Raw genomic sequence first — 18802 nt, 5'->3', positions numbered from 1 at the left:
TTCAGGCCGTGGTGGTGGCGGCCTCGGCCAGCTGTGCCTGCGCGAGGTTGCGCATGTGGCGGCGCAGGCGGACGATGCCCAGGTCGTGCTGGTACAGGTTCTCGTGCTGGTTGGCGTCGGGCTCCATTTCTTCGAGCATCACGCGGTCCTGCTCCAGCACGTGCCAGTGGCGCGCCTCCAGGCGGTTCTTGTAGAGGAAGCGCCAGGTGTCGCGCTCCCAGCCTGCTGGCAGCTTGCGCACGCGCCAGAAGAAGGTGGCCGTCATGCCCTTCGCGATCGGCGAGAAGGCACCGATGATGATGAAGTTGCCGCCGGGGCCGCCGGTCTTCGGGTACGGGATTTCGAGGCGCATCCAGTGGATGCCGGTGTCGGCCCATTCGGTCCAGTCGAAGTTGACGTTGCGCTGGCCTTCCTTCTCGAACACGAAGCCGATGTCGGTCGCGCGAATGCCGAACTTGGCGCTCGAGTCGCCCTCGGCCATCGAGTGCGACTGCTTGTGCAGGTATGTGCCGTGCATCGGGTCCATCACGTTGTCGAGCACGTAGCGGTAGTCGCCCTTCCATTCGGTGTAGCAGAGGAAGCTCGCGTATTCGGCGTCATCGGTCAGCTGCTCGGGCAGCACCAGCGGCGGCGGCACGTCGACCGATTCCTTCGAGTTGTAGAGGAACACGGCGCCCGCACGCTCCTGCACATGAAAGTGCCGCGTGGCCTGCGAGCCTTCCAGCTTGCAGCCCGGGCTGCCGGGCACGCGCGTGACGACGCCGTCGTGGCGCACCTCGACACCGTGGTACGGGCACGAAAGCCGGTCGCCGAGCACCACGCCCTGCGACAGCGGCGCGCCGCGGTGCGGGCAACGGTCTTCCAGCGCATGCAGCACGCCTTCGTTGTCGCGCCACAGCGCGAGCTTGCGGCCGAGGCGGCGCAGCGAGATGGGGTTCTCCTTGATGAAGTGCGAGGGGCAGATCGGGTACCAGAGATCCTTGAGGCCGATCTCGAGCAGGTGGTCCACCGGGTCGGCGGGGACGGGGGTGATGGCGATGGTCATGGTGATGTCTCTCTCTGTCTCTCTGCTCAAGCGCCGAGCGCGGCCATTTCCTTGCGGTACAGCGCTTCGGTCCACGGCTGGCCGCCGGGGGTGGCGAGGCCGCTGTCGTTCAGGCGCTGCACCAGCCCGCCAAGGTCGTGGATGCCGTCGGCAAAGGCGCGTTCGATCACGTCGCCCAGCAGGTCTTCGTAGGTGGTCGCGGGGCGCTGGCGCGCCTGGTGCGGTTGGAGATAGCGGTCTTGTTGCATCGTGTGCCTCCGTGGAGTGAGGTGGAATGAATCAGGCGGTGGCGGCCATCGCGGGCGTGCCGAGCGGCGCAGTCCAGGCGTCGTAGCCGTAGACCCAGTCGGCGTTGCCGCCTTCGCGCAGCCAGTTGTTGCCGCGCGAACCGAGCTGCACCTGGCTGGCTCGCTCGATGCGGGCGGTCTCGAAGCTCTTCAGCGCCGCCGGAACGTCGGCCATAGCCACGCCTTCGAGATGACGCGACAGCACGACCGCGTCTTCGATCGCCATGCCCGCGCCCTGCGCCATGAAGGGCAGCATCGGGTGCGCGGCATCGCCCAGCAGCGCCATGCGGCCCTGCGCCCAGGCGGGCATCGGGTCGCGTTCGTACAGCGCGGTCTTCAGCACCGTGTCGCAGGCGTCGAGCAAGGCGCGCGCCTCGGGGTGGTAGGCCACGTATTGCTCCCGCAGCTCGTCCACGCTGCCGGGCGCGGTCCACGATTCGAGGTGCCAGGTGTCTTGCGGCGTGGTCGCGAAGATGAAGATGTCCCTGCCCCGGTTCAGCGGGAACGTGACGATCTGGCTCTGCGGGGTCGGGCCCCACCACTTGGTGAAGGCGCCGAGGTTCGGCACGCCCGCCACGCGCTCGGCCGGCACCACGGCGCGGTAGGCGACGATGCCGGTGAAGCGCGGGCTCTCGGCGCCGAACATGGCGGTGCGCACGCACGAGTGGATGCCGTCGGCGCCGAGCAGCACGCCGACACGGGCGCTGGTGCCGTCGGCGAACGAGAGGCTCACGCCCTTGTCATCCGCGGCGATCTTCTCCGCGCGCTTGCCGAGGGCCACGCACTCGGCCGGAAACATGTCGGCCAATGCGGCCAGCAGGTCGGCGCGGTGGATGGTGAGCTGCGGCGCGCCGTAGCGTTGCTCCGCCGAATCGGCCATTTCCAGTCGCGAAGTTTCCTCGCCGGTGTCGTAGGTGCGGCTGATGCGGTGCGACGGGCGCGCCGCCGTCACGCGGGCCGCCTCGCCCACGCCCAGGCCGTCGAGCGCGCGCACGGCATTGGGTGTGAGGTTGATGTCGGCGCCGACGCGGGCGAACTGCTTCGCCTGCTCGAACACCACCACGTCATGCCCGGCGCGCCGCAGCGCAATGGCAGCCACCAGGCCACCGATGCCGGCACCGACGATGCCGATGGTGGATTCGCTTGTTGTCTTCATGGGTGTTTCCGCTTCGGTTCTTGCGTGCGGCTCACTCGGCCACGATGTTGCGGGCCTTGATGATCTTGGCCCACACGGCTGTCTCGTCGCGGATGAGCGCAGAGAACTCGGAAGGCTTCATCGCCGCGTCGGTCATGCCCTGCGCCTTCAGGCGCTCGCGCACATCGGGCTGGGCCAGCATCTGCGCCGCGTCCTTCGCGAGCTGCTCGACCACGGCCGGCGGCGTGCCCTTGGGCGCCAGCAGGCCATACCACGAGGTCACGGTCACGCCCTGGATACCCTGTTCGGCGAGCGTCGGGATGTCCGGTGCGGCGGGGCTGCGCTTGGCCTCGGTCACGCCCAATGCGACGAGCTTGCCGTTCTTGATGAAGGGCATGGTCGCGGGCAGGTTGCTGAACATCAGCGGCACCGAGCCGCCGAGCACGTCGTTCAGCGCGGGCGCCGTGCCCTTGTAAGGCACGTGCAGCAGATCGATGCCGGCCTGCTGCTTGAACAGCTCGCCCGCCAGGTGCAGACCGCTGCCCACGCCCGGCGAGGCGTACGACAGCGTGTTCGGCTTGGCCTTGGCCAGCGCCACCAGTTCCTTCGCGCTCTTGATGCCCGACGAGGGCGAGGCCACCAGCACGTTGGGCGCCTTGGCGAGCATGGTGATGGGCACGAAGTCCTTCTCGATGTCGAACGGAAAGTTCGGCATCAGCGTCGGGTTGATCGTGAGATTGCCTGCGGGCACCACGAGCAGCGTGTGGCCGTCGCCCTTCGCACGCTTGACCTTGTCGATGCCGATATTGCCGGCCGCGCCGACCATGTTCTCGACCACTGCCGCCTGGCCGTAGCGCTTGGCGAGGCCGTCGGAGAGCACGCGCGCCAGCGTGTCGACCGGGCCGCCGGGCGGGAACGGCGAGACGATGGTGAAGCGCTCGCTGGCCAGTTGCTTCTGCGCGTCGCTCTGCGCGTGCACGGGCGAGGCGATGGCGAAGGCCGCCAGCGCTGAGAACAAAAGGGAGAAGGAAAAACGTCGTTGCATGGTGGTCAAGGGATTCATTTCTTCTCGGTGAGAAAGGCACCTTTGGGGCCTTCCGCGTTCTTCTGGCGCCGCGTGTTGCCGTCGAGGCCGCCATCGACCGCCCATTCGGCGAACACCGTGGGGCCGGGCTCGAACTCGCGCGGCTGCCAGTCGGCGGTGAGCTGGTCTTCGTCGGCGTAGTACTCGATCAATCCGCCGGCCGGGTTCTTGAAGTACCAGAAGTACGCCGAGGACACCGGGTGACGGCCCGGACCGAGTTGGGTTTCCCAGCCGCGGCGCGAGAAATGCAGCCCGCCGCCGAACACTTCATGGATGTCACGCACGGTGAAGGCCACGTGGTTGAGCCCGCGCTTGCCCGAGGGAATCTGCAGCAGGAACAGGTCGTGGTGGCCACCCTCCGCCGCGCAGCGCATGAAGGCGCCGCGGTTCGGATAGCTGTCGGACGAGACGAAGCCGAAGCGCTGCGCGTAGAACGCGCTGGTGGCCTTCACGTCGCTCACGAAGAACACGACGTGGCCGACCTCGATGGGCGTGGCACGTTCGTAGATCGGCGCGGGCTGGTTCACGCGCGGCTTGGCGTTCCAGGTGTTCATGGCGCCGCATTCGACGTCGACGGCATGCTTGCGGCTGACCTGCAGGCGCACGGCGAGGCCGTTGGGGTCGATGCAGCCGATGCGGCGTGCGCCGTCGACGGTGCTGTCGAAGAAGTCCGGATCTTTCGAGATGGCGGCGGCGTAGCGGTCCAGGTCCGCATCGCTCTGCACGCCCCACACCACTTCGCGCAGCGTCGGGCCCTCTTCCATCGCGGGCGGCAGGCCGGGCTTGTCCCACGCCGCAACGACAACCTTGCAACCGTTGAGGCATTCGAAGACGAGTTCGTCGACGGCCTCCGACTTCAATGCAAGGCCCCAGTCCTGGAAGAACTGGCGGCAGGCGGGCAGGTCGTCCGCCCCGTAGGTGATCTGGTCGATGCCAAGTACGCTCATGTCAGTGCCCACGGCAAGGGTTGTTCGTTCGTGCCCCAGTACATGCTCTTCTGCTCCATGTACTGGAAGATGCCTTCGCGGCCTTTCTCGCGGCCCAGGCCGCTGTCGCGCCAGCCGCCGAACGGCGTGGACACGGAGAACTGCTTGTAGGTGTTGACCCAGACCGTGCCGGCCTGCACCGCGCGGCCGAGCTTCCAGGCGCGCTTGAAGTCGCGGCTCCAGATGCCGGCGGCCAGCGCGTAGACGCTGTCGTTGGCCTGCGCGATCAGCGACTCTTCATCGTCGAACGGCATCGCGACGAGCACCGGGCCGAAGATCTCTTCCTGGCTGATGCGCGCGCTGTTGTCGAGGCCTTCGATGATGGTCGGCTTGTAGAAGTAGCCGTTGTCGTAGACGTCGCCATGGGGCCGGACACCGCCGGTGCGGATGCGCCCGCCTTCGGACACGCCCAGGTCCACATAGCGCTCGATGCCCTCGCGGTGCTTGGCCGTGATGAGCGGCCCCATCTGCGTGCGCTCCGAGGCCGGATCGCCCACGCGCAATGCATTGGCGCCTTCGGCCAGCCGCGTGAGGAACTCGTCGTAGATGCCGCGCGCCACGAACAGGCGCGAACCCGCGATGCACGACTCGCCCGACGAACTGAAGATGCCGTACAGCACGCCGCTCACCGCATGGTCGAGGTCTGCGTCGTCGAGCACCATGGTGGGCGACTTGCCGCCCAGCTCCAGCGACACCGGCATCATCTTGTCGGCCGCGATGTGCGCGATGTGCTTGCCGGTGGTGGTGCCACCGGTGAACGACACGCGCTTGACCAGCGGATGCTTGGTGATCGCATCGCCGATGACCGAACCCTTGCCCGGCAGCACGCTGACGATGCCCTTCGGCACGCCGGCCTGCTCGCAGATGCGCGCCAGCTCCAGCGCCATCAGCGGCGTGACTTCGGCGGGCTTCACGACCACCGCGTTGCCGGCGGCGAGCGCGGGCGCGAGCTTCTGGGCTTCGCTCGCAATGGGCGAGTTCCACGGCGTGATGGCCGCGACCACACCCATCGGCTCGTGCACGCTCATCGTGACGAAGGCGCCGCGCGAAGGGGTGATGGTTTCTTCCAGCGTTTCGAGCGCTGCCGCGAAGAACTGGAAGGTGCCCGCGGCGCTGGCCACGAGGTTGCGCGTTTCGCTGATCGGCTTGCCGTTGTCCAGGCGCTGCTTCTGCGCGAGCGACTCGCCCTCTTCGCGGATCAGCTGCGCCACGCGGTGCAGCACGGCGGCGCGCTCGTGCGGCAGGCGCTGGGCCCAGCCGCTGGTGCGGAACGCGTGGTCGGCACGGGTGATGGCCTCCTCGACATCGGCGAGGCTCGCGGCCTTCAGGCGCGCGATGGGTTCGCCGGTGGCCGGATAAAGGCTCTCGTACACGTCGCCGCCGCCCAGGCGCCATTCGCCGGCGATGCAGATCGGGAGAAGTTCGGAAGAAATCATGGGGTGACTCAGATGGCGAGCGCGGCGACGCGGTTGCGCAGCGCGCGCACGGCGCTGTACACGGTCAGCGCCGAGGTCTTGGGATTGGCCGCGAGCGGCTTGTTGCGCATGGTCAGCTCGAAGCTGCCGAAGGCGCCTTCGGCTTCGACGGTGTGCACGTTCTCGGTGGTGGCAGGGTCGGCAATGAGGCGCACCAGCGTCTTGTCCAGGCCGAGCCCCGCGAGCGAAACGGTGGCCGCGACGTTGGCGTTCTTCGGATACAGCAAGGCCGCTTCGCGCGCGCTGCCTTCGAAGATCACGGTTTCCTGCGCCAGCCTGTCGAGGTGGCGACCCTGCTCGGCCGGCGTGCCCTTCCAGGCCTGCGGCGGCTTGCGGCCGGTGTAGCGCACGCTATCGAGGCCGCCGATGCGGGCCGCGGCGAGCGCGTCGATGGCGCCGATGGCACCGGGAATCAGCTGTACCTGCGTCTTGCCGGCAATGGCGGCGGCCTCGAGCTTCTCGGCGAAGCCTGTGGCCGACAGCGCGCCGACAGACGCCACCACGCAGGGCGTGCCGCGTGCCAGCGCGGGCAGCACGTGCTCTTCGATGGCGGCATGGCCGGCCGTCTCGACCACGAGGTCGATGCCGGCGGCGGGCACGGCGCTGCCCACCTGTGCGTCGGGCGCGGCCTTCTGCGCGGCGGCGACGCCCTCAGCGGGCACGACGATGGCCACGACCTCGAGGGCCGGATCGCCCCGGAGCAGTTCGAGCACCGAGGTGCCGATGGCTCCGCAGCCGATGAGTGCAATGCGCGTGATGGCGGGCATGGGAAAGGCTCCGCTCACTTGGCCGCGCCGAGCGCAGGAATCTGCGTGACCGTGTTGGTCGGCGGGCCGGCGAAGGTGGTCTTGAAGCCGCCGATCGACAGCATGTCGATCTCCAGCAGGAACGGGCCGTTGGCGGCCAGCGCCTCGTCCAGGCGGGCCGGCAGGTCGGCCAGGTCCTGCACGCGGGCGTGCGGCAGCGCGATCGACTTGCACAGCAGGTCATAGTCGGGCGTGTGCAGCTCGGCATAGCACTGGCGGCCGCCGTACTGCGCGTCCTGGATGTTCTTGATGACGCCGTAGCTCTTGTCGTTCATGAGCACGATCACCATGGGCGCCTTCTCCTGCACCATGCAGGCCAGCTCGCCCAGGTTCAGGATGAAGCCGCCGTCGCCGGCCAGGCAGAAGGTCTTGCGGCCCGAGCCCGTCACCGCCGCGCCGATGGCCGCGCCGATGGCCATGGGCATGCCCTGGCCGATGCCGCCGCCCGTGGCGTGCACGCCGGCGCTGGGTTCGAAGACGCGCAGTTCGCGATTGCCCCAGGTGCTGTTGGAAACGGTGACGTCGCGCACCCAGTTGAACTTGCGGCCGGCCACCGACTGGATCTGTCGCACGAGTTCGGCGTACGGGCCGAGGCCGTCGCGCAGCGTGGCGACCGCCTGGTCGTGCGCGGTGCGCAGGTCGACCAGCAGCTGCGGGTCGGCCTTGTACTTGGCGGCTTCGAGGCGGTCGGCCAGGCCGTCGAGAGCCAGCGCGGAATCGCCGCAGACGAAAGCCTCGGACGCGTAGCAACGGCCTTCGGCTGCGGCATCGGCATCGATGCGGTACAGCGGGTGTGGCAGCTTCAGTTCGTACTTCAGCGTCTCGTTGCCGCGCAGGCGCGAACCGACCACGAGCATCGCATCGCAGGTCTGGTAGAGGGCCTCGACCGGCTTCTGGATGTTGTAGGCGCCGAGCGATCCGGCGTCGTCCTCGGGCACCGTGCCGCGGCCCTGCGTCGTGGTGACAACGCCGAAGCCCAGCTTCTGCAGGCGCTGGATGGCGGCGCGTGCGTGGCGGGCACCGCCGCCGACCCACAGCATCGGGCGCTTGGCAGTGGCGAGGCGCGCGGCCAGCGCGTCGAGCGCGGCGGCCGAGGGCACGGGCCGCTCGATGGGCAGCGGCGACAGGTCGGCCGGCATGGTCGTCAGCGCCGACTGGATGTCGATCGGAATCTCCACGCTGACCGGGCCGGTGGGTGCGGTCAGCGCGAGCTGCACCGCGCGCTTGAGCGTGCCGAGCACCGTCTCGACGCTGCGCACGCGCAGCGCGGCCTTAGACACGGCCTTGAGCATGGTGAGCTGGTCGGGCGCCTCGTGGATGTACGACATGCCCTTGTCCAGGTACGGCGTCTCGATCTGCCCGGTGATGTGCAAGAGCGGTGCGCCGGCCGTCAGCGCCTCGACCATGCTGCCCGCGATGTTGCCCGCGGCCGGGCCCGTGCTGGTGATGCACACGCCCAGGCTGGCGGTGGAGCGCGCATAGGCATCGGCCATGTTGCCCGCGCCCGCCTCGCCCCGCGCCGAGATGAAGCGGATCGTGCCGCGCTGCGCGAAGGCATCTAGGATCGGCATGTTGTGGATCGAGATCACGCCAAAGGCTGCCTTGACGCCGCACTGCTCGAGGAAGGCGGCAACGACTGCGCCGACCGTGACGGTTTTGTTGGGGTTATGCATGGCGCGAAAGGCCTCCGGAAATGTCGATGTGGCTGCCCGTCGTGTACGACGCGAGCGGGGAAGCAAGAAAAAGGATCGCGCGCGCGGCTTCTGTAGGAAGCCCCAGCCGACCCAGCGGGATGTGCTTGTTCTTCGCGAGTTGGCTGCTCCAGGCAGCCCAGTCCTGCGACTTGTCTTCGCGCGCCTCGAAGCGGCGGCGCCACTGGCCGGACTCGACCAGGCCAATCAGGATGCCGTTGACGCGCACGCCCTGCGGCGCGAACTCGGTGGCCATCGAGCGCACGAGGTTCAGCAGGCCGGCGCGCGCGGCCGAGGTCGCGACCATGTGCGGCTCGGGCTGGCGCGCGAGCAGCGAGTTGGCGCAGACGATGGCCGCATCGCCCAGCACCGCGTGCTGCGCCGCGAGCTGCGGCAGGAAGGCACGCGTGGGATTGATGACGGAGAAGAACTTCAGGTTGAGCTCTTCGGTCCAGGCCGCGTCGTCGGTGTCGGCGAAGGTGGAGACGCGGCCCTGCCCTGCGTTGTTGACGAGCATCGAGGCCGGCCCGAGCGCGGCCTCGCTGGCGGCGGCGAATGCCTTGACCGATTTGGCGTCGAGCACGTCGCAGGCCTGCGCGAAGAGCTTCGCACCCGGATGCTGCTTGCGCAGTCCGGCCACGGCCGCGTCGAGCCGTTCGGCATTGCGGCCACACAGCGCAACGGCCGCACCGCAGCCGAGCAGCAGCTCGACGGTCGCGAGGCCGATGCCCGACGAGCCGCCCGTGACCACGGCCACACGCCCGGCCAATGCGTCGGCGGCAAGGAGGGAAGAAGAAGAATGCGTCGTCATGATCGTCATGCGCTGCGAAGCGGCACCACTTTTGCGGCGCGCGCGGGCGAATAGTTCAGCAGGCCCGAGATCTCGTCGGCCGTGCCGCGCACGCGCAGCACCATCTCGTCCATGCGGCTCTCGTCGATGTGGTCCGAGGTGACGGTGGCTCCCAGCGCCGCCACGATCTGGCCGCTGTGGTCGCGCACCGGCGCAGCGATGCTGGAGATGTTCGATTCGAAAAAGCCCTCGCCCAGCACATAGCCGCGCTGGCGGTCGGCCTGCACCATGTCGAAGAGTTCGTTCACGGTCTTGGGCGTGCTCGGCGAGAAGGTCTCGAGCTTGTCCTCGGGGTAGAGCGCGCGCAGCTGCGGCAGCGTGAGGTCTTCGAGCAGGATGCGGCCGAGCACCGTGGCATGGGCCGGCAGCCGCGTGCCCACGGTGACCGAGCTCGCGAAAGGCGTGGGCGGCGCGACCTTGGCCACGTAGACGATGGAGCGGCCGTCGCGCACCACCAGATTGCACGGCGTGCGCAGCTCATCGCACAGGCGGTTGAGCAGCGGCGTGCCGAGTTGCGTGAGTTCCAGCGAGGCGAGGTATTCGAAGCCCAGGCGCAGCACGGCCAGGCCCAGGCGGTAGTCGCGGCCGCCCTCGGCGCGTTCCAGAAAGCCCATGTTCTCCAGCGTGGTGAGCAGGCGGAACACGGTCGAGCGCGGCAGGTCGAAGCGGCGGGCCAGTTCGGGGGCGGAGAGCGTGCGGCTCTCGCGGCTGAACTCGCACAGCACGCGCAGGCCGCGCTCCAGCGCCGGCACGTTGTAGCGGTCGGCGCCCTCTTCCATCGCTTCGTTGTCGTTGGTGGCCATGCCTGTTCTTTCCTTGAATTTCTTGTCTGTGTGTATTGCGGTCAACCGGCGAGCGATTCGCGCAGCAGCGTGGCGACGGCCTGCGGTTGCTCCACATAGCCGGCGTGCCCCGCATCGTCCAACAATTCGAGCGTCACGCCGCACTGGCGCGCGACCTCGGCGCACGACGCCGGCGGCGTGACCACGTCGAGCGCGCCGCAGGCCACACGCACCGGCATCGGCGGCGGCAGGTCGGCCAGCAGGTCGGCGTTGCACAGCAGCTCGACGGCCTGGCGGTAGCCATGGTCGTTGAGGCGGGCCATGTTCCAGCGCACCCACCGGCGGGCGTGGTCGCTCGCCTTGTCGGACACGAGCCGGCCCGCACGCTTCGCGGCCATGCCGGCGATGCCGAGTTCGTCGAGCGTGGCGAGGCGTTCGGTGCGGACCTTGGCGCGGGCTTCCGCGCGGGACGGCGCGCCGTAGCCGATGGCGGGGCTGACGAGCACGAGGCGGCGGATGCGCGAATCGGTGCGTGCGGCCGACGCGGCGGTGATCGCGCCGAGCGAGTGGCCGACGAGCACACACGAATCGATGGCGAGTGCGTCCAGCAAGGCGCTCAGCCGCGCCGCGTAGTCAGCGGCAGTCGGTGCGGCGGCTTCGAGTGGCGTCGATTCGCCATAACCCGGTGCGTCCCACGCGATCAGACGGGCTTGCGACGCGAGTAGCGCGGCGGTGTCGAGCCACGACGCCGCACCCGAGCCGATGCCGTGCAGGCACACGACCACCGGGCCCCGACCGCATTCGCGCACCGACACGACGGCGCCGCCACCGACCGCGACATTGCGGGCCGGAAAGCGTGCATCGAGCCGCGCCAGCTCAGAGGCCGGCAAGGTCGTCAGGTCGGAAGCGATGGCGTCGTTCATGGCCGGCTCGCTCAGCGCTTGATCTTGGTCAGCGGGTGATCGGCAGGGTACGTCGGCGTCACGGGCTTCTTCGCGCCGAGCATCACGCACATCAGCGCGTCTTCGTCGCCGATGTTGATCTCTTCGCGGTACACGCCGGGCGGCACCGAGATCAGGTCGCGGTCGGTCATGATGGTCTCGAAGCGCTCGCCGTCTTTCTCGATCACCACCTTGAGCTTGCCGCGGATCAGGAAGAACACTTCTTCCACGTCGGTGTGCAGGTGCGGCGGGCCTTCGTGGCCGGCGGGGATCACCATGGTCGAGAAGGTGAAGTGCTCGGCGGGCACGGTGTTGACGTCCTTCGCAACGCCGGTGCCGCCCGTGCCCACGTAGCGCATCTGCGCGCGGCGGAACTTGGGGTCGAAGTCGGCCTGGAACTTCAGCGCATCCCAGTCGCACTTGCGGGTTTCGTAGCGTGCGATGCGGGTGTTCATCCACTCCGCGAGGCTCGCGCCTTCGGGCTGCGCCAGGCTGTTGTTGCCATCGGTGATCTTTTGCTGTTCGGACAGATCGCTCATCAGGTGTACTCCTTGGTCGGAAAAATTCGTTCAGTGCATCGCGAAGCCGCCGTTGACGGCAAGCAGTTGGCCGGTCACGAAGCGCGAGAGGCCGGAAAGCAGGAACAGGGTCGCGCCGCACACGTCGGCGGCCTGCTGCTCGCGCGGGATGGCGCGGCCTTCGAGGTATTTCTGGTGGCGCGCCATCGGCACGTACTCGGTGGCCTCGACCAGCGTGAGGCCGGGTGCCACGGCGTTGACGGTGATGTTGTCGCCGCCCCATTCGCGTGCCAGCGAGCGCGTCATGGCAATGACGGCGCCCTTGCTCGACGCATAGGCCAGCAGGTTGGGCGCGCCCCACAGTGCGGTGTCGGAAGCGAGGTTGACGATGGCGCCGCGGCCGCTTTCGGCCAGCGCGGCCCGGCAGGCGCGGCCCATGAGCCAGCTGCCGCGCACGTTGACGTCCATCACGCGGTCCCACATGTCGATCTCGAGCTGGTGCGCGTCGCGCCCGCCCGAGTTGGTGATGGCGGCGTTGTTCACGAGTCCGTCGAGGCCACCGAGCAGTCGGATGGCCTCGTCGGCGCAGGCCACGATGGAGCCCGGGTCCGACAGGTCGACCGGCAGCGCGTAGGCGATGCGGCCTGCTTTGCGCAGCGCCTGCGCTTCGGTGTCGGCCAGTTCGCCCAGGATGTCGGCCAGCACCACGCTCGCGCCCGCCGCGGCGATGCACTGCGCGAAGGCAAGCCCCAGGCCGCGCGCGCCGCCGGTCACGAGGATGCGGCGGCCCGCCAGCAGGTTGGCGGGCAGTTCGGCCAGCAGTGCCTGCAGGCTCGAAGGATCGGGAATGGTTTTGAGTTCGGACATGGGATGCGTGGTTCAGTCGGCCTGGATGCCGAGCTCCTTGATGACCTTGCCGAAGCGCGTGTAGTCGGCGGCGTTGGTCTTGCCGAGCACGCCGGCCTCGCCGCCCACGGGCGTGGTGCCGAGCACCGCCATGCGCGGGGCGATCTCGGGCATCTTGAGGATTTCGTTGAAGTGGCCGTTGAGCATCTTCACGATCTCGGGCGGCAGGTTGCGCGGGCCCCACAGGCCGTTCCAGGCCGTGACCTCGACGTCCTTGTAGCCCATCTCCGCCAGCGTCGGCACGTTGGGCGCGAGCGGCGAGCGCTGGGCCGAGGCCACCGCCAGCGGGCGCAGCTTGCCGTTGGCGATGTACGGCGCCACCGGGCCCAGCGTGATGAAGGTGACGGGCACGTGGCCGCCGAGCACGTCGTTGATGGCGGGTGCCACGCCCTTGTACGGCACGTGCGAGAGGCTCGCGCCCGAGGTGCGGGCGAACATCTCGCCGAGGATGTGCATCGGCGAGCCGCTGCCCGGGCTCGCATAGCTCAGCGACTTGCCGTCCTTTGCGGCGGCCACCGCATCCTTCACGCTCGCGAAGCCGCTGCTGCCGGCGGCCACGAGAAACAGCGGCTGGCTGCCCGTCTGCACGATCGGCGTGAAGCCGTTCAGCACGTCGTAGCCCGCGGCGCCGTTTGTCTTCAGCACCAGTTGCGCGATCGAGAAGGTGCTGGGCGCGAGCAGCAGCGTGTAGCCGTCGGGCGCTGCCTTCGACACGTAGGCGCTGCCGATGATGCCGCTGGCACCGGGGCGGTTGTCGACCACCACGGGCTGGCCGACGCGCGTCGACAGCTTTTCGGCGAAAAGCCGCGCCAATGCGTCGGTGTCGCCACCGGCCGGATAGGCAACGACCAGGGTGATCGGCTTGCTCGGGTAGCTGTCTGCCCAGGCGAGTCCGGTGGCGCAAGCGGCCGCCAGGGAAATGGCAGCGGCAAAGGCATGGCGGCGTGTGTGCTTCATCGGGTTCTTTGGATCGCGGTTTTGTTTCACTAAAGAAACAACGATTTATTAATGGAACGCCACGAAGAATACCGAGGAAGACAACTTCATGACTAAGTACAAACCCTGATCCTTGTGACACAACGAAAACAGGGCGGCCTTTGCGGGCCGCCCTGCGGGATTGGAAAGTGCGGTTGCCGCTTCAGCCGCCGTAGCGCGCCACGGTGAGGCCTTCCATGTCGATCTCGGGCGCCTTGCCCGCGATCAGGTCGGCCATCACGCGGCCGGTGCCGGCCGCCATGGTCCAGCCAAGGGTGCCGTGGCCGGTGCCCAACATCAGGTTGGGAATGCGGGTGGCGCCGATCACGGGCGTGCCATCGGGCGTCATGGGGCGCAGGCCGGTCCAGAAAGAGGCGTCGCGCACGTTGCCGCCGCGGGGGAACAGGTCGGTCACGACGTGTTCGAGCGTGTCGCGCCGGCGCTCGTTGAGCCGCAGGTCGAAGCCCGAGAGCTGCGCGGTGCCGCCCACGCGGATGCGATCGCCCAGCCGCGTGACCGCGACCTTGAAGGTCTCGTCCATCACCGTCGATTCGGGCGCGCCGCCCGCGTCGGTGATGGGCACGGTGATCGAGAAGCCCTTGACCGGATACACCGGCAGGCGAATGCCCAGTGGCCTGACCAGCGCGGGCGAGTAGCTGCCGAGCGCGACCACATAGCGCTCGGCGGTGAAGCTGCCGGCATCGGTGCGCACAGCCGTCACGCCCTTGACTGCATCGTGCTCGAGGGCCTGGATGTTCACGCCGAACCTGAACTTCACGCCCTCGGCCTCCGCCAGCTTGGCGAGGGCCTGCGTGAACTTGAAGCAGTCGCCGGTCTCGTCGCCCGGCAGGCGCAGGCCGCCCACGAACTTGTTCTTCACCGATGCAAGCGCGGGCTCGTACTGCACGCAGCCTTCGCGGTCGAGCACCTGGTAGGGCACGCCGGAGGCCTTGAGCACTTCGACGTCTTTGGAGGTGCCGTCGAGCTGCTGCTGCGTGCGGAACAACTGCAGCGTGCCCTGCATGCGCTCGTCGTAGGCGATGCCGGTGTCGGCGCGCAGGGCCTTCAGGCAATCGCGGCTGTACTCGGCGAGCCGCACCATGCGGCCCTTGTTGATCTCGTAGCGCGCCTGCGTGCAGTTGCGCAGCATCGAAAGGCCCCAGCGCCACATGGCCGGATCGAGCATCGGCTTGATGACCAGCGGGCTGTGCTGCATCAGCATCCACTTGATGGCCTTGACCGGCACGCCCGGCCCGGCCCACGGCGCCGAGTAGCCGGGCGAGACTTCGCCCGCGTTGCCGAAGCTGGTTTCGAGCGCGGGCGCCGGCTGGCGCTCCAGCACCGTCACCTCGTGCCCGGCACGCGCCAGGTAGTAAGCCATCGAGGTGCCGATGACACCGCTGCCGAGAATCAAGACCTGCATGAGAACAACCCTTTGAAAGCTGCTGCAACGCAGCCGAGGGTACAGGCTAAGCGCTACAGGCCGAGCGCATCCTGCAATTGCCGTGCCGTCCAGCGCTTCGGCTGTTGCGGCCAGGCCTCGAGCAGCGAGACCATGCGCGCATTGCGCGGCGCGCTCAGGCCGTGCTCCTGCGCGAGGCGCACGACCTCGCCGCTGAGCGAGTCGATCTCGGTGCGGCGGCCCAGAGCAAGGTCGTCGGCCATGCTGGAGCGGGCCTTGGCATCGATGCGCAGCATGCGCGCCGCAACGATGCGAAACAGCCAGTCGGGCAGGCGCAGCAGGCTGACCAGCCGGTGCGCCGGAACGGCAGCGACCTGCGCCGGTGCAATGCCCGCGACCTTGAGGATGTCCAACGCCTCCTCGATCAGCGACGCGAAGCAGCGGCGGTAGCCGCGCAGCATCAGCTCTTCGCGCAGCGGCAGGCCCGAGAGCGCATTGACCGAGTTGTTGAGGTTGAGCATCAGCTTGCCCCACTGCACGGGCAGCAGGTCGGCATGCAGGTCGAGCGGCACGCCGGCGCGCTCGAACACGGGCAGCCAGGGGCGCAGCGCCGCATCGTCTTCCGCGGCCAGCCGGCCAGCGGTGCCGCGATGGAAGGCGCCGGGGCCGATCTCGGCCACGTTGTACGGCACCATGCCGGCTCGCACATTCAGCGAGGGGCCGGTCTGCGATGCGGCCGCCGAATTGGAGATGCCGTTCTGCAGCGAGACCACCGTGGTGCCCGCGGGCAATGCAAAAGCCAGCTCGCCGGCCGCCGCGGCAGTGGCGCCGCTCTTCACGCACAGCAGCACCAGCGAAGGCCGCGCACCCACCGGGACCTGGTCGCACAGCCGCAATTTTTCGGCAGGCAGCCTGCGCGTTGCCCCGTCGATGTCGGTGAGCGTCAGGCCATGCGCCGCGAGCTTGTCCAGCATGCGCGGACGGCCGACGAAAGTGACGGGCACGCCGGCCGCCGCAAGGCTGCCGCCGATGAAGCACCCGATGGTGCCCGCCCCCATCACGAGCACTTCACCGGGGGTTTCGTCTGGCATGAAGTGCTTGTGCGGGTCGAGGCGGGTGGATGGTCAGGCGCGTTCCGCAACCCAGGCCTGCACCGACTGCAGCGCGGCCGCAAGGCCCGCCGCGTTGGTGCCGCCGGCCATGGCCATGTCGGCCTTGCCGCCGCCCTTGCCGCCGACCTGCTGGGCCACGAAGTTGACCAGCTCGCCGGCCTTGACCTTGCCCACGCTGTCGGCCGTGACGCCGGCCGCGATCTGCACCTTGTCGCCGTCGACGGCGGCCAGCACGATGGCGGCCGTCTTGAGCTTGTCCTTGAGCTTGTCCATGGTGTCGCGCAGCGTCTTGGCGTCGGCGCCGTCGAGCTTGGCCGCGAGCACCTTGATGCCGTTGACGTCCACCGCCTGCGACACGAGCTCGTCGCCCTTCGACGACGCGAGCTTGCCCTTGAGCGCGCCCACTTCGCGTTCGAGCGCCCTCACCTGCTCCAGCACCTGCGTGAGCCGGCCCTGCAGTTCGGCGGCCGGCGACTTGAGCGTGGCGGCCACGCTGTGCACGGTCGATTCGAGGTCCTGCAGGTAGGTGAGCGCGTTGGCACCCGTGACCGCCTCGATGCGTCGCACGCCGGCGGCCACGCCGCCTTCGCTGACGATCTTGAAGAGGCCGATGTCGCCCGTGCGGCCCACGTGGGTGCCGCCGCACAATTCGCGGCTGGTGCCGATGTCGAGCACGCGCACGGTCTCGCCGTACTTCTCGCCGAACAGCATCATCGCGCCGGTCTTCTGGGCCGACTCCATGTCCATCACACGGGCCTGGGTCGGCGCGTTGGCGAGGATCTCGGCGTTGACGCGCTTCTCGATCTCGACGATCTGGTCGTGCGAGACGGGCGCGTTGTGCGCGAAGTCGAAGCGCGTCTTGTCGGCATCGACCAGCGAGCCCTTCTGCTGCACGTGATCGCCCAGCACTTCGCGCAGGGCCTTGTGCATCAGGTGGGTGACCGAGTGGTTGCGCATGGTGGCGGCGCGGCGGGCAGTGTCGACCGCGGCCTTGACCGTGTCGCCGACCTTGAGCGTGCCCTGGGTCTGCGTGCCGTGATGGCCGAACACGTCGGCCTTGATCTTCTGCGTGTCCTCGACGCCGAACTGCACGCCTTCGGCAACGAGCACGCCCTGGTCGCCGACCTGGCCGCCGCTCTCGGAATAGAAAGGCGTGGTGTCGAGCACCACGATGCCGGGCTGGCCTTCCTTCAGTTCCTGAACGGCAGCGCCTTCGAAGTAAAGCGCCACGACCTTGGCGTTTTCCTCGAGGTGGTCGTAGCCGGTGAAGGTGTTGCCCGCGCCGGCGTATTCGACGTTGCGGTCCATCTTGAACTTGCCGGCCGCGCGGCCCGCGGCCTTCTGCTTTTCCATGGCGGCGTTGAAGCCGGCCTCGTCGACGCTCACGCCGCGCTCGCGGCACACGTCGGCCGACAGGTCGAGCGGGAAGCCGTAGGTGTCGTGCAGCTTGAAGGCGACCTCGCCCGGCAGCACCTTGGCATCGCCGGCCAGCGCGGCGTCGAGGATTTCCATGCCGTTGGCCAGCGTCTCGAAGAAGCGCTCTTCCTCGGCCTTCAGCGTATCGGTGATGCGCTTTTCATCGGCCACGAGCTTGGGGTACGCATCGCCCATGAGCTTCACGAGGTCGGGCACCAGCTTGTGGAAGAAGGGCTTCTTCTGCCCCAGCTTGTAGCCGTGGCGAATGGCGCGGCGGATGATGCGGCGCTGCACGTAGCCGCGGCCTTCGTTCGACGGGATCACGCCGTCGGCCACCAGGAACGAGGTGGCGCGGATGTGGTCGGCGATCACCTTGAGCGAGTTGTTCGCGAGGTCCTGCGTGCCGGTCTCGCGGCCGGCCGCCTTGATGAGCGCGTCGAAGATGTCGATCTCGTAGTTGCTGTGCACATGCTGCAGGATCGCGGCCAGGCGCTCCAGGCCCATGCCGGTGTCGACGCAGGGTGCGGGCAGTTTCTTGACCGAGCCGTCGGGCTGCATGTCGAACTGCATGAACACGTTGTTCCAGATCTCGATGTAGCGGTCGCCGTCTTCGTCCGGGCTGCCGGGCGGGCCGCCGGGGATCTCGGGGCCGTGGTCGAAGAAGATCTCGGAGCACGGGCCGCAGGGGCCGGTGTCGGCCATCATCCAGAAGTTGTCGGACATGTAGCGGCCGCCCTTGTTGTCGCCGATGCGCACGACGCGCTCGGGCGGCAGGCCGATTTCCTTGGTCCAGATGTCGTAGGCCTCGTCGTCCTCGATGTAGACGGTGGCCCAGAGCTTCTCGGCCGGCAGCTTGTAGACCTCGGTCAGCAGCTCGAAGGCCCACTTCAGCGATTCGCGCTTGAAGTAGTCGCCGAAGCTCCAGTTGCCCAGCATCTCGAAGAAGGTGTGGTGGCGCGCGGTGTAGCCCACGTTCTCGAGGTCGTTGTGCTTGCCGCCGGCGCGCAGGCAGGCCTGGACCGAGGCGGCGCGCACGTAGTTGCGCTTGTCTTCGCCCAGGAACACGTCCTTGAACTGGACCATGCCCGAGTTGGTGAACATGAGCGTCGGGTCGTTGCCCGGCACCAGCGAGCTCGAGGCCACCACCGTGTGGCCCTTGGAGGCGAAGAAATCGAGAAAGGTCTTGCGGATGTCCGCGACCGTGAATGTGGGCTGGCTCATCTTTGGATTCGTCTTCTGTCGAGGGCGGCGCGGCGATGGCGACCCTCATGTCGAACCCACTGCGGCGAACCGGCCTAACTGCTTGATTTGCTTGAACAAACGATTATAGGTTTGGCCATGCGCCCGCGCCGCCTCGCAAGCTGCACGATCCGGAGGCCACGGCTAATATG

17 protein-coding genes are annotated in these 18802 nt (G+C 68.3%); all 17 read right to left on the bottom strand.

Annotated features, from left to right (window positions below; genetic code table 11):
* Window position 1: 1 nt before the first annotated feature.
* The 17 genes from ASD05_RS11770 to alaS all read right to left on the bottom strand — a co-directional run bounded on the left by ASD05_RS11770 (window position 2) and on the right by alaS (window position 18632).
* Window positions 2–1045, bottom strand: a complete 1044-nt coding sequence (locus tag ASD05_RS11770) for an aromatic ring-hydroxylating oxygenase subunit alpha (RefSeq protein WP_056592123.1) — start codon at window positions 1043–1045, stop codon at window positions 2–4.
* A 26-nt stretch (window positions 1046–1071) separates the two neighbouring features.
* Window positions 1072–1293, bottom strand: coding sequence for a recombinase-like helix-turn-helix domain-containing protein (locus ASD05_RS11765; protein ID WP_007834985.1), 222 nt, complete (start codon window positions 1291–1293; stop codon window positions 1072–1074).
* A gap of 31 nt (window positions 1294–1324) precedes the next feature.
* Window positions 1325–2488 carry an FAD-dependent monooxygenase gene (locus tag ASD05_RS11760; protein ID WP_056592119.1) on the bottom strand — a complete coding sequence of 388 codons (1164 nt, stop codon included), beginning with the start codon at window positions 2486–2488 and terminating at the stop codon, window positions 1325–1327.
* A 31-nt stretch (window positions 2489–2519) separates the two neighbouring features.
* The gene (locus ASD05_RS11755; protein WP_056594297.1) at window positions 2520–3512 is read right to left on the bottom strand and encodes a Bug family tripartite tricarboxylate transporter substrate binding protein; all 993 of its coding nucleotides are present in this window, start codon (window positions 3510–3512) and stop codon (window positions 2520–2522) included.
* Between the two features lie 14 nt (window positions 3513–3526).
* Window positions 3527–4498 carry a VOC family protein gene (locus ASD05_RS11750; RefSeq protein ID WP_056592116.1) on the bottom strand — a complete coding sequence of 324 codons (972 nt, stop codon included), beginning with the start codon at window positions 4496–4498 and terminating at the stop codon, window positions 3527–3529.
* On the bottom strand, window positions 4495–5973 hold the full coding sequence (locus ASD05_RS11745) for an aldehyde dehydrogenase (RefSeq protein ID WP_056592114.1): 1479 nt from the start codon (window positions 5971–5973) through the stop codon (window positions 4495–4497). The genes ASD05_RS11750 and ASD05_RS11745 overlap by 4 nt, the downstream gene beginning before the upstream one ends.
* 8 nt (window positions 5974–5981) lie before the next feature.
* Window positions 5982–6779 carry an aspartate dehydrogenase gene (locus ASD05_RS11740; protein WP_056592111.1) on the bottom strand — a complete coding sequence of 266 codons (798 nt, stop codon included), beginning with the start codon at window positions 6777–6779 and terminating at the stop codon, window positions 5982–5984.
* 14 nt (window positions 6780–6793) lie between these two features.
* Window positions 6794–8491: a thiamine pyrophosphate-binding protein gene (locus ASD05_RS11735; RefSeq protein WP_056592108.1), complete on the bottom strand. Its 1698-nt coding sequence runs from the start codon at window positions 8489–8491 to the stop codon at window positions 6794–6796.
* Window positions 8484–9320, bottom strand: a complete 837-nt coding sequence (locus tag ASD05_RS11730) for an SDR family oxidoreductase (protein ID WP_056594295.1) — start codon at window positions 9318–9320, stop codon at window positions 8484–8486. Before ASD05_RS11730 ends, ASD05_RS11735 begins: the two co-directional genes overlap by 8 nt.
* 5 nt (window positions 9321–9325) lie before the next feature.
* Window positions 9326–10162, bottom strand: a complete 837-nt coding sequence (locus ASD05_RS11725; protein WP_056592105.1) for an IclR family transcriptional regulator — start codon at window positions 10160–10162, stop codon at window positions 9326–9328.
* 41 nt (window positions 10163–10203) lie between these two features.
* Window positions 10204–11064 carry an alpha/beta fold hydrolase gene (locus ASD05_RS11720; protein WP_056592102.1) on the bottom strand — a complete coding sequence of 287 codons (861 nt, stop codon included), beginning with the start codon at window positions 11062–11064 and terminating at the stop codon, window positions 10204–10206.
* Between the two features lie 11 nt (window positions 11065–11075).
* Window positions 11076–11621 carry a cupin domain-containing protein gene (locus tag ASD05_RS11715; RefSeq protein ID WP_056592099.1) on the bottom strand — a complete coding sequence of 182 codons (546 nt, stop codon included), beginning with the start codon at window positions 11619–11621 and terminating at the stop codon, window positions 11076–11078.
* A gap of 30 nt (window positions 11622–11651) precedes the next feature.
* Window positions 11652–12467: an SDR family oxidoreductase gene (locus tag ASD05_RS11710; RefSeq protein WP_056592096.1), complete on the bottom strand. Its 816-nt coding sequence runs from the start codon at window positions 12465–12467 to the stop codon at window positions 11652–11654.
* A 12-nt stretch (window positions 12468–12479) separates the two neighbouring features.
* Window positions 12480–13463 carry a Bug family tripartite tricarboxylate transporter substrate binding protein gene (locus ASD05_RS11705; RefSeq protein WP_056592094.1) on the bottom strand — a complete coding sequence of 328 codons (984 nt, stop codon included), beginning with the start codon at window positions 13461–13463 and terminating at the stop codon, window positions 12480–12482.
* A 181-nt stretch (window positions 13464–13644) separates the two neighbouring features.
* A complete protein-coding gene (locus ASD05_RS11700) occupies window positions 13645–14904 on the bottom strand; it encodes a D-amino acid dehydrogenase (protein WP_056592091.1) in 1260 nt (419 codons plus the stop codon).
* 53 nt (window positions 14905–14957) lie between these two features.
* Entirely contained in the window at window positions 14958–15974 is a 1017-nt protein-coding gene (locus tag ASD05_RS11695; protein WP_056592089.1) for a 2-dehydropantoate 2-reductase, read from the bottom strand.
* Window positions 15975–16007: 33 nt separating this feature from the next.
* Window positions 16008–18632: an alanine--tRNA ligase gene (alaS, locus tag ASD05_RS11690; protein WP_056592086.1), complete on the bottom strand. Its 2625-nt coding sequence runs from the start codon at window positions 18630–18632 to the stop codon at window positions 16008–16010.
* Window positions 18633–18802: the final 170 nt, after the last annotated feature.

This window comes from Variovorax sp. Root434, assembly GCF_001426595.1.
Taxonomy (GTDB): domain Bacteria; phylum Pseudomonadota; class Gammaproteobacteria; order Burkholderiales; family Burkholderiaceae_C; genus Variovorax.
This window is presented reverse-complemented; position numbering and strand designations above follow the sequence as displayed.

Bases quoted from the DNA above. Each gene is read 5' to 3' on its own strand.
- ASD05_RS11770 (WP_056592123.1), bottom strand. From the start codon at position 1,045: ATGACCATCGCCATCACCCCCGTCCCCGCCGACCCGGTGGACCACCTG.
- ASD05_RS11765 (WP_007834985.1), bottom strand. From the start codon at position 1,293: ATGCAACAAGACCGCTATCTCCAACCGCACCAGGCGCGCCAGCGCCCC.
- ASD05_RS11760 (WP_056592119.1), bottom strand. From the start codon at position 2,488: ATGAAGACAACAAGCGAATCCACCATCGGCATCGTCGGTGCCGGCATC.
- ASD05_RS11755 (WP_056594297.1), bottom strand. From the start codon at position 3,512: ATGCAACGACGTTTTTCCTTCTCCCTTTTGTTCTCAGCGCTGGCGGCC.
- ASD05_RS11750 (WP_056592116.1), bottom strand. From the start codon at position 4,498: ATGAGCGTACTTGGCATCGACCAGATCACCTACGGGGCGGACGACCTG.
- ASD05_RS11745 (WP_056592114.1), bottom strand. From the start codon at position 5,973: ATGATTTCTTCCGAACTTCTCCCGATCTGCATCGCCGGCGAATGGCGC.
- ASD05_RS11740 (WP_056592111.1), bottom strand. From the start codon at position 6,779: ATGCCCGCCATCACGCGCATTGCACTCATCGGCTGCGGAGCCATCGGC.
- ASD05_RS11735 (WP_056592108.1), bottom strand. From the start codon at position 8,491: ATGCATAACCCCAACAAAACCGTCACGGTCGGCGCAGTCGTTGCCGCC.
- ASD05_RS11730 (WP_056594295.1), bottom strand. From the start codon at position 9,320: ATGACGACGCATTCTTCTTCTTCCCTCCTTGCCGCCGACGCATTGGCC.
- ASD05_RS11725 (WP_056592105.1), bottom strand. From the start codon at position 10,162: ATGGCCACCAACGACAACGAAGCGATGGAAGAGGGCGCCGACCGCTAC.
- ASD05_RS11720 (WP_056592102.1), bottom strand. From the start codon at position 11,064: ATGAACGACGCCATCGCTTCCGACCTGACGACCTTGCCGGCCTCTGAG.
- ASD05_RS11715 (WP_056592099.1), bottom strand. From the start codon at position 11,621: ATGAGCGATCTGTCCGAACAGCAAAAGATCACCGATGGCAACAACAGC.
- ASD05_RS11710 (WP_056592096.1), bottom strand. From the start codon at position 12,467: ATGTCCGAACTCAAAACCATTCCCGATCCTTCGAGCCTGCAGGCACTG.
- ASD05_RS11705 (WP_056592094.1), bottom strand. From the start codon at position 13,463: ATGAAGCACACACGCCGCCATGCCTTTGCCGCTGCCATTTCCCTGGCG.
- ASD05_RS11700 (WP_056592091.1), bottom strand. From the start codon at position 14,904: ATGCAGGTCTTGATTCTCGGCAGCGGTGTCATCGGCACCTCGATGGCT.
- ASD05_RS11695 (WP_056592089.1), bottom strand. From the start codon at position 15,974: ATGCCAGACGAAACCCCCGGTGAAGTGCTCGTGATGGGGGCGGGCACC.
- alaS (WP_056592086.1), bottom strand. From the start codon at position 18,632: ATGAGCCAGCCCACATTCACGGTCGCGGACATCCGCAAGACCTTTCTC.